The sequence below is a fragment of the Mesorhizobium sp. M7A.F.Ca.MR.148.00.0.0 genome (assembly GCF_003997735.1).
GTDB lineage: Bacteria > Pseudomonadota > Alphaproteobacteria > Rhizobiales > Rhizobiaceae > Mesorhizobium.
In genome coordinates this window covers 1-312 of the sequence record NZ_RZTB01000489.1, presented here as the reverse complement: position 1 = coordinate 312, position 312 = coordinate 1, and the positions used below count along the sequence as shown (strand labels likewise).

The following is a 312-nucleotide window of genomic DNA, read 5'->3' as shown; positions in this document are numbered from 1 at the left end:
CCTCGCCCTCGCGATTGAACCAGTGGCACAGATACATGCCCGAGGCTGCCCCATCGCTGATCGTCATCCTGGGACCTCCGGATTTCAGCCTGACGACGTCTCCGGTCTTGAAATTGTTGGGCATTTTTGACCTCCCATGCTGAGGCCATGATTTTCACACCAAACCGGTGTCTCGACAATGGCAGATCTGCCAGGCCGGCGCCGCAATCCTTTGCACCAGCTGCGAAGGGGCAGACAGACGACAAAAATGGAGGAGGAATGGTGCCGCTTGCGTGACTCGAACACGCGACCCCCGCATTACGAATGCGGTGC

At 58.3% G+C, this 312-nt stretch carries 1 pseudogene; it reads right to left on the bottom strand.

Going from position 1 to position 312, the window contains the following annotated elements:
• A pseudogene (locus EOB49_RS38460) lies at positions 1-67 on the bottom strand (DUF2158 domain-containing protein); the annotation flags it as partial.
• Positions 68-312: the final 245 nt, after the last annotated feature.